This window comes from Actinomyces sp. 565 (assembly GCF_010365615.1).
Lineage (GTDB): Bacteria > Actinomycetota > Actinomycetes > Actinomycetales > Actinomycetaceae > Actinomyces.
In genome coordinates, this window is sequence record NZ_PIZD01000026.1 from 34,662 (window position 1) to 42,441 (window position 7,780).

Consider the following 7,780-nt stretch of genomic DNA (forward strand, 5'->3'; position numbering starts at 1 on the left):
TATGATGTGCGGTTTTCGCGAGTGGACTACGGACTTTGTTGGTTGCTCGGCGTCAAAGGTGGTTGGGGGTGCTGTTGACAACCTCGCGAACGCGGTGATGGAAGCGTTCGGCAGGGCGGTAGCTTCCGTGGGAACAATCTGGGTTAATGTCGGCACGCCGGACTTGACGGACTCTGGTGGTATTGAGTCCGCTATATCGGCAGATGAGATCCCGCCGAATAGTCTCAATCTCGAGAGGGTCATGGACTATGTGGTGTGGGTCAGTCTTGCGGTCGCAATACTCTCGTTGCTGATACTGGGTGCCATGATCGCCACGCGTATGCGGGCCGGAGAAGGTGTGATGGCCGTCGGGAGGGTGGGCCTCATCCTATGCGCGGTCGTATTGATATCCGGCGCTAGCGCCTTGGTGGGCGGATTCATTCCTACCCGGCCTAGCCGCGTCGGCGGAGCGGCGCTGTTCCTTCAATCGGCTCTGTGGTGGTACATGGGCGCGACAGCAATTCTCTCCGTGATCGTCGGCGGTGCGCGTATGGCGTGGGAGCAGCGTGCGGAGCCGGGTCGTGAAGTGGTGAAAAGTCTGCTGACGTTGGTGGTGGTCGCGGGTGCCGGGGTGACTGTGGTCAGCATACTGATCCGGTCGGCCGACCTGTTCTCGGTTTGGATCATCGACAGCTCCCTGGACTGCAGGGTATCCGAGGCAGGGTCTACCTGCTTCGGTGAAAACATGCTGGTGCTACTCGCGTTCACTACGCGGCAGTCGGTCGATTCCTTGGGGCCGATGCTCATCATTATTCTCGGTCTGATAGCCGTCCTAGCCGCCGCGTTCCAGGTGGTGCTGATGGTTGCGCGCAGTGGGATGCTGGTCATTCTTACAGGCATCCTGCCGCTCGCGGCATCCTTCACCAATACGGAGATGGGTAAGGGCTGGTTCAAGAAGTGCGTCTCCTGGCTGGTGGCCTTCGTCCTGTACAAACCCGCCGCTGCGATCATCTACGCCACCGCTTTCCAGCTTGCAGGTACAGATGTGTTCAAGGATGATGGCAGCGGGCTGTTGGCTGTGCTTACGGGTCTCATGCTGATGATCCTGGCGCTTTTCGCCATGCCTGCACTCATGCGCTTCGTTACGCCCATGGTCGGCTCGATGGCTGCGGGTGCCGGTGGCGGCGCACTGGCGGCCGGTGCACTGGCTTCGCTGCCTAGCGGTGCTGCTCAGCTGGGACGCTTGGCCTCCGGCAGCTCCTCGGGTTCTGAAGGCCCCTCGGGCGCTAGCGGTAGGAGCGGTTCCGATGGAAAGTCCGGCACGTCTACGCAGGCGCCCACTGGCGGCGGTCAGGGCGAGATGAGTCGGCAAGGGCAGGCCGATGGCGCACCGCAGTCTGGTACGGCTGGCAGCAAATCGGGTGGAGGTGCCGGCGCTGCCGGAGGTAAGGGAGCGGGTACGGCAGGTGCGGGCGCGGGAGGCGGAAGCGCTGCCGCCGGTGGTGGAGCAGCTGGAGGCGGTGCTGCCGCCGGTGGAGCCGCTGCCGGTGGTGGAGCAGCCGCAGCAGGTGCGGCCGCCGGCCCAATCGGAATCGCCGCCGGCGTCGCTGTTGATGTGGGCAAGAAGGCAATGGATACGGCGGTGGGTGCGGCGCAGTCGCTCGGCGATGCAGCAACCGGTGAAGGAGGTGGTCCGGATGGCAGCCGTTGAGACGCGCAGTGGACCGAGAACCTACGGGAACTGGCAGCGGCCCGCATCCCCCGGAATTCTCGGGCTCGGTTCAGTGGGCACGGGCCTGCTGCTGGCCGGACTGATCATCGTGGTGATCACCGTAATGGTCTCCGACCTGCTGCACGCGCTGGGAGTCGCCGCGCTCCTGGGCGTGCTCATGCTGGCGGTACTGACCAAAGACGCCCACGGCAAGAGCCTGATTTCCCGAGGCGGAGCGCGCATCGCCTGGTGGTCGGCGCGCTCGCGGGGCCTGACCATCTACCGCTCGGGCCCGCTGGGACGCACGCTGTGGGGTACCTACCAGCTGCCCGGGCTTGCTGCTCCCACCCGGCTGAGCGAGCACAGGGACTCCTACGGACGCGAGTTCGCCCTCCTGTACACCCCGGCCACAGGCTCGTACTCGGTGGTCATCGGTGCCGAGCCCGACGGCGCGGCGTTGGTTGATCAGGAGCAAATCGACATCTGGGTCGCAGACTGGGGGCACTGGCTGGCGAATCTGGGCGATGAGCCTGGGATCGAAGCCGCTTCGGTGACGATTGAGACCGCGCCCGACTCCGGTACCCGACTGCGCCGAGAGGTGAGCACCAGCATCGATCCGGAGTCGCCCGCATTCGCCCGTGAGATGCTGCGTGAGGTCGTCGACCGCTACCCGGCTGGTTCCTCCACCGTGCGAGCCTTCGTCGCCGTCACCTTCAGCGCTGCCCCACGATCCGGCGGTCGCAAACGGAAGGCCGAGGAAATGGCCCGTGAGTTGGCGGCCCGTCTGCCCGGGCTGACGGCCGGCCTGCAGGCCACCGGGGCGGGCGCTGCCCACCCACTGTCCGCCCAGGAGCTGTGCGAGGTCATCCGGGTCGCCTACGATCCGGCCGCGGCCACACTGATTGATGAGGCGCATGCGGCAGGTGAGGTGCCCGAGCTCTCATGGCCCGACGTCGGCCCTACCGCCACCCAGGCCTCCTGGGACGGCTACCGGCATGACAGCGCCTATTCGTGCACCTGGTCCATGACGCAAGCGCCGCGCGGCAATGTGCAGTCTGGCATCCTCGCGCGGCTGCTGGCGCCGCACCGAGACGTCGACCGCAAGCGTGTGACCCTCCTTTACCGACCCATTGATGCAGCACGTGCTGCCGCAATCGTGGAAGCGGACCTGCGTGCGGCTGAGTTCCGGATGACCTCCACGGACAAGCCCGCGGCCCGCGACAGCCTCGCAGTGCGGGCGGCTGCGGCGACCGCCCAGGAGGAGGCATCTGGAGCGGGCCTGACGCAGTTCGGCATGCTGGTAACCGCCACTGTCGCCGATCGGGCCAAGGAGGCCGACGCACGCGCCGCCATCGACAACCTTGCGGCCACCGCCCGCCTGCGGCTGCGACCCGTGTACGGCTCGCAGGACTCCGCGTTCGCGGCAGCCCTGCCCCTGGGGCTGGTGCTGCCGAAGCACATCAAGGTTCCGGCCGAGCTGAGGGACAAGCTATGAGCGAGCAATCGTCACGCAAGCAGCGCCAGCTACTCGGTAAGCGGAAGCGGAAGCCGGCTGAGCGCAAGCGGGAGGTACGCCCGCAGCGGCCGCCTATGCGCGGCTGGCTGGGGCGCGGACGCGGTTCCTCCAGCTACGTGCAGGCCGCCGACGAGTGGCGGGGCACCACCGTGCAGGTGTGCGGTTTGTGGCCGTACGCGATCGGCACCGGCACACCCATGGTTGGGGTGCCCCTCGGGCGCCACATCCACACCGGCGCCACATTGTGCTGCGACCCGATCTCCTGGTTCCAGCGGGCCAAGCTGATCTCCAACCCGAGCGCATTCGTGCTGGGCAAGCCCGGACTGGGCAAGTCCACCATCGTGCGCCGAATGGCCACCGGCCTGGCAGGATACGGCGTCATGCCGCTGGTCCTGGGTGACCTCAAGCCGGACTACGTCGACCTCATTGAGGCCCTGGGAGGGCAGGTAATCACCCTTGGGCGTGGTCGGGGGTACCTCAACATCCTGGATCCAGGCGAGGCTGCCGAAGCCGCGGCTCGGCTGCGCCAGGCCGGTTACACGCGTGAGGCAGCGCAGGTACTGGCCGACGCGCACGGCCGCCGGCACACCATGGTTTCTGCCCTACTCACCATTTTGCGTTCCTCGCCACCCACCGACCGTGAAGAGACCATCATCGACCGGGCACTGAAGTATCTGGATGCCCACCACGACGGCGTCCCCGTCCTGGGCGACTTGCTGCGCGTGATCCAGGAAGGGCCGGCAGAGGTGCGCGCAGTCGCGCTCGACCGCGGCGACGACGCCCGCTACCAGGCCATCACCGAGAACCTCGAGGCCTCCCTCATTGGCCTTGTGGGCGGCGGCCGCCTGGGCGAGACCTTTGCGCGTCCCACCACCAATCCGATGCGGCGAGACGCTCCGGTTGTCTACGACGTCTCCGCGATCGACGACTCGGAGATGGATCTCCAGGCAGCCACACTGCTGGCCTGCTGGTCGGCCGGATTCGGCACCGTCAACGTCGCCAACGCACTGGCTGATGCCGGACTTGAGCCGCGCCGCCACTACTTCGTCATTCTGGACGAACTATGGCGGGCCCTGCGCGCCGGCCGCGGAATGGTCGACCGCGTCGACGCCCTCACCCGTCTGAATCGCCAGCGCGGAGTCGGCATGGCCATGATCTCCCACACCATGAGCGACCTGCTCGCCCTGGCCAACGAGGAGGACCGGATGAAGGCCCGGGGGTTCGTGGAACGCTCGGGGATGGTGATATGCGGCGGACTGCCGTCGGCGGAGATGCCTCAACTCACGGCCGCAGTGCCATTCTCCCGTGCCGAGCAAGAAATGCTCATCGGCTGGCAGGACCCGCCCGCCTGGGACCCGGCCACCGGCCGCGAGGCAGAGCCTCCTGGCCGTGGCAAGTTCCTTGTGAAAGTCGGCGGCCGTCCGGGTATCCCCGTAAACGTCCAACTCACAGCCACGGAGCTGTCCATCAACGACACCAACAGGCTCTGGCACGAGCAGTCGCGCGTGGGCAGACGATCCGAATCCGCAGTTCCGGTCCAGGAGGAAGTAGACCAATGAGTACCGCTAGTAACCGCCGTCGCGACCCTGGGGGCATGTCCGGCGAGGTCATTCTCCTGTGGGTAGCTATCGTCCTGGTGGCCATTGTGGTGGGCGTCGTATATGCCGCGATGCACCTGGGACACCGTTTGGCGGGCACGGGACTTGAAGTACCCGGCAACCCCTTCGCCGTGGCCTTCGGTCTGCTCGGAGGCGACTTGCCCTGGCCCGGATCCGCCGGTTGGTGGGTGACGGGTGGTATCGGAGTCGTTGTCATCGCGTTCAGCACCCTGGTGGGATTGGGCGTGCGTCGTCTGCGGCGTCGTCACTCACGCGTGGACCGTGCCGCCAACTATATGGGGCGGGGGCGTGACGTCGACTCCCTGACTCGGAAGAGCGCTCAGGCGACGGCAAGACGCCTGGGCGTCGCGGCTACCCCGGGCGTGCCAATCGGCCGTGCCCTCAACGGCGGCGACGTGCTCTACGGCTCATGGGAGGACATGCACATCGACATCTGGGGACCGCGCACCGGCAAGACCACCTCGCGGGCCGTCCCCGCGATCCTGGATGCGCCGGGAGCCGCGCTGGTTACCTCCAACAAGCGTGACATCGTCGACGCGACTCGGGACGTGCGTGAGGGCTCCGGCCAAGTTTGGGTGTTTGATCCCCAAGGCATCGCCCTGGAGGAACCTACTTGGTGGTGGAACCCGCTGAGCTACGTCACCGACGAGGTGCGCGCGGCGAAACTGGCTGAGCACTTCGCCTCCGGCTCACGCGACCCGGGCGCCCGTACCGACGCCTACTTCGACCCGGCCGGACAGGACCTCCTCGCAGGGCTGTTGCTGGCTGCTGCACTCGACCACCGCGCAATCACGGATGTCTACACCTGGCTCACCCGTCCCACGGATGAGACGGCCGTGGACATCCTGCGTGATCACGGATTCAATCTGACCGCTGACCAGGTGGCCGGGGTGGTCACCGCCCCCGACAAGCAGCGTGGGGGTGTGTTCGGCACCGCTCAGCAGATGGCCTCATGCCTGACCAACCGTCAGGTCGCGCGCTGGGTCACCCCACAGGGCGCGGTAGACCCCCGCCCGCAGTTCATTCCTGAGGACTTCGTGCGGGATGGCGACGGCACGCTCTACTCGTTATCGAAAGAAGGGCGCGGCACCGCCGGCCCCCTGGTGACGGCCCTGACCGTCGCCGTCGTCGAAGCGGCCGAAGAGATGGCGGCCAGGTCCCCCGGCGGGCGCCTGACCACGCCACTGCTTGGCGTACTCGACGAGGCTGCGAACGTGTGCCGCTGGCGCGAACTCCCGAACCTGTACAGCCATTACGGATCACGCGGAATAGTCCTGATGACGATCCTGCAGTCCTGGTCTCAGGGCGTGGAAGTGTGGGGCGAGGCAGGAATGAAGAAACTGTGGAGCGCGTCGAACATCAAGGTGTACGGAGGGGGTGTCGCCGAGGCGGCATTCCTGGAAGACCTCTCCCGGATGGTCGGCGACTACGACCGCGTATCGTCCTCAACCTCCTACTCTCGAGGAACGCAACGCACCGTCTCCCGCCAGCTGCAGCGAGAGCGCATCCTCGACGTCGCCGACCTTGCCGCCCTGCCGAAGGGACGTGCGGTCGTGTTCGCATCCGGTGCGCGACCCACGTTGATCCGCACCACCCCCTGGATGTCCGGTCCCCATGCAGACGCAGTGAGGGCATCAATCGCCGCTCATGACCCGCGGGCCGAGCGAACCATCCTGGAAGCGGACAGCGAATTGGCTGTTGTCGAAGCCAATGTCGAGGAGAAGGAGACGTCATGAGCGAAGGTGAATTGCTAACGGGTCAGGCGGCGCTCGCTGAAACCGGTGGACCGGGCGGAGGCGCCGAGGAGTTTCAGCCCTACTTCGGTAATGTCGACGAGTTCGTGCGCGACTTCCTACGCAACATGTACCGGCGGCGGATCGACGGCAGACACCGCTGCTGGGCCGCAAGATGGTGGCAGTATGAAGAGGCCGTAGCCCGGCTGGAGGCGCTGTGGCGGGCCTGGGAGTACCTGCGACTCGATCCGACGACGGGCATGAGTACTTGGTGGCGCGATCACGCCGACTACCACATGGCCGTGCTGATGGATCCGGATGGGCCGTTCTCAACCGCTGCTTTGGGGGAGGAGAATCTGTCCAAGAAGGGCGATCCGCTTCCGTACGTGGCTCCGCCGCCCGGCATGTTCGACGACTGAATTAGCATGGTGGACTGGCTTGGGGCGGCTCGCTGAAGCGGTCGCTAGTGGTGTCAGCGCTCCGGTCCGTTTGTGTTGGTGGTGTTGGGGCGGTTTCGGTGCGGGGGCGTGTTTCTGGGAGTGTTAATACCCAGGGTTTGGCGGATGCGGGCGGCGGTGGTCGGGTTGGTGTTTGTGCTGGGTGGTGGGCGGGCGGCGAGTACTGCCTTGCTCAGAGTCTGTGCGGGTGCCCGGGAGTCGTGTTCTGTGCGCGGCTGGATGGCCAGTGGTGGGGGCGGCTGCTGGGCGCGCAGCTGTTTGACGTTGCGGCGCCGGTTGGTCAGTACCACCTGGAAGCTCAGCGGAAGGTGGCCCTTCCCGGCGGCTGCCTGGCGCTCGGCGGCGGCCTCTATTAGTGCCGCGTTGCTGAGGTTCTGCGCTCCTAGGGAGGAGTTCACGCCTCTGTCCCCGGGGATTGGCGTGCCGCCCGCGTCCCGGGAGGGCTTCAGGTTGCCTCCCAGGACCTGGTCGGGGTTGTGCAGGATTGCTACCTGCCGCATAGCCTCACGCGCCCAGGCGCGAGCTTGAGTGCGGGACGGACTATCTTCTAGCGACAACCGATAGTCGAATAGTTTGTTCTGAAGTTCTTTGCGTGCTTGTCGTGTGGCTTCGTTGCCTTGTCTGCCTTGCTGTCTGAATAGGTCGCGGGCGGCCAGGTAGTCCTTGGCGGGCATTTGCGCCAGGACCTGGTATTGGCCGTCGAGCTGGAACTCGAACTCGGCGCCCTTGGTCTGTAGGTCGCGGCTGCGGCCGTTGTGGTAGAC

At 66.2% G+C, this 7,780-nt stretch carries 6 protein-coding genes; 5 read left to right on the forward strand and 1 reads right to left on the reverse strand.

What is annotated here, in order from left to right; genetic code table 11:
• Nucleotide 1 precedes the first annotated feature (1 nt).
• Genes GZ997_RS05635 through GZ997_RS05655 form a run of 5 tightly spaced genes read left to right on the forward strand, consistent with a single transcriptional unit; the run spans nt 2 to nt 6,977 of the window.
• Entirely contained in the window at nt 2-1,690 is a 1,689-nt protein-coding gene (locus GZ997_RS05635; RefSeq protein WP_203234024.1) for a hypothetical protein, read from the forward strand.
• The gene (locus tag GZ997_RS05640) at nt 1,677-3,185 is read left to right on the forward strand and encodes an SCO6880 family protein (RefSeq protein ID WP_203234025.1); all 1,509 of its coding nucleotides are present in this window, start codon (nt 1,677-1,679) and stop codon (nt 3,183-3,185) included. The genes GZ997_RS05635 and GZ997_RS05640 overlap by 14 nt, the downstream gene beginning before the upstream one ends.
• On the forward strand, nt 3,182-4,765 hold the full coding sequence (locus GZ997_RS05645; RefSeq protein ID WP_162679182.1) for an ATP/GTP-binding protein: 1,584 nt from the start codon (nt 3,182-3,184) through the stop codon (nt 4,763-4,765). The genes GZ997_RS05640 and GZ997_RS05645 overlap by 4 nt, the downstream gene beginning before the upstream one ends.
• Complete coding sequence (locus GZ997_RS05650) at nt 4,762-6,561, forward strand: type IV secretory system conjugative DNA transfer family protein (protein WP_161923235.1); 1,800 nt, start codon at nt 4,762-4,764, stop codon at nt 6,559-6,561. The genes GZ997_RS05645 and GZ997_RS05650 overlap by 4 nt, the downstream gene beginning before the upstream one ends.
• On the forward strand, nt 6,558-6,977 hold the full coding sequence (locus GZ997_RS05655; RefSeq protein ID WP_161923236.1) for a DUF4913 domain-containing protein: 420 nt from the start codon (nt 6,558-6,560) through the stop codon (nt 6,975-6,977). The genes GZ997_RS05650 and GZ997_RS05655 overlap by 4 nt, the downstream gene beginning before the upstream one ends.
• Before the next feature lie 53 nt (nt 6,978-7,030).
• On the opposite strand, the gene GZ997_RS12425 is transcribed toward GZ997_RS05655, so the two are convergent.
• A partial coding sequence (locus GZ997_RS12425; RefSeq protein WP_203234026.1) for a polymorphic toxin type 15 domain-containing protein occupies nt 7,031-7,780 on the reverse strand: 750 nt, incomplete at its 5' end.

Coding starts and splice junctions, on each gene's coding strand:
- GZ997_RS05635 (WP_203234024.1), top strand. CDS start 2: ATGATGTGCGGTTTTCGCGAGTGGACTACGGACTTTGTTGGTTGCTCG.
- GZ997_RS05640 (WP_203234025.1), top strand. CDS start 1,677: ATGGCAGCCGTTGAGACGCGCAGTGGACCGAGAACCTACGGGAACTGG.
- GZ997_RS05650 (WP_161923235.1), top strand. CDS start 4,762: ATGAGTACCGCTAGTAACCGCCGTCGCGACCCTGGGGGCATGTCCGGC.
- GZ997_RS05655 (WP_161923236.1), top strand. CDS start 6,558: ATGAGCGAAGGTGAATTGCTAACGGGTCAGGCGGCGCTCGCTGAAACC.
- GZ997_RS05645 (WP_162679182.1), top strand. CDS start 3,182: ATGAGCGAGCAATCGTCACGCAAGCAGCGCCAGCTACTCGGTAAGCGG.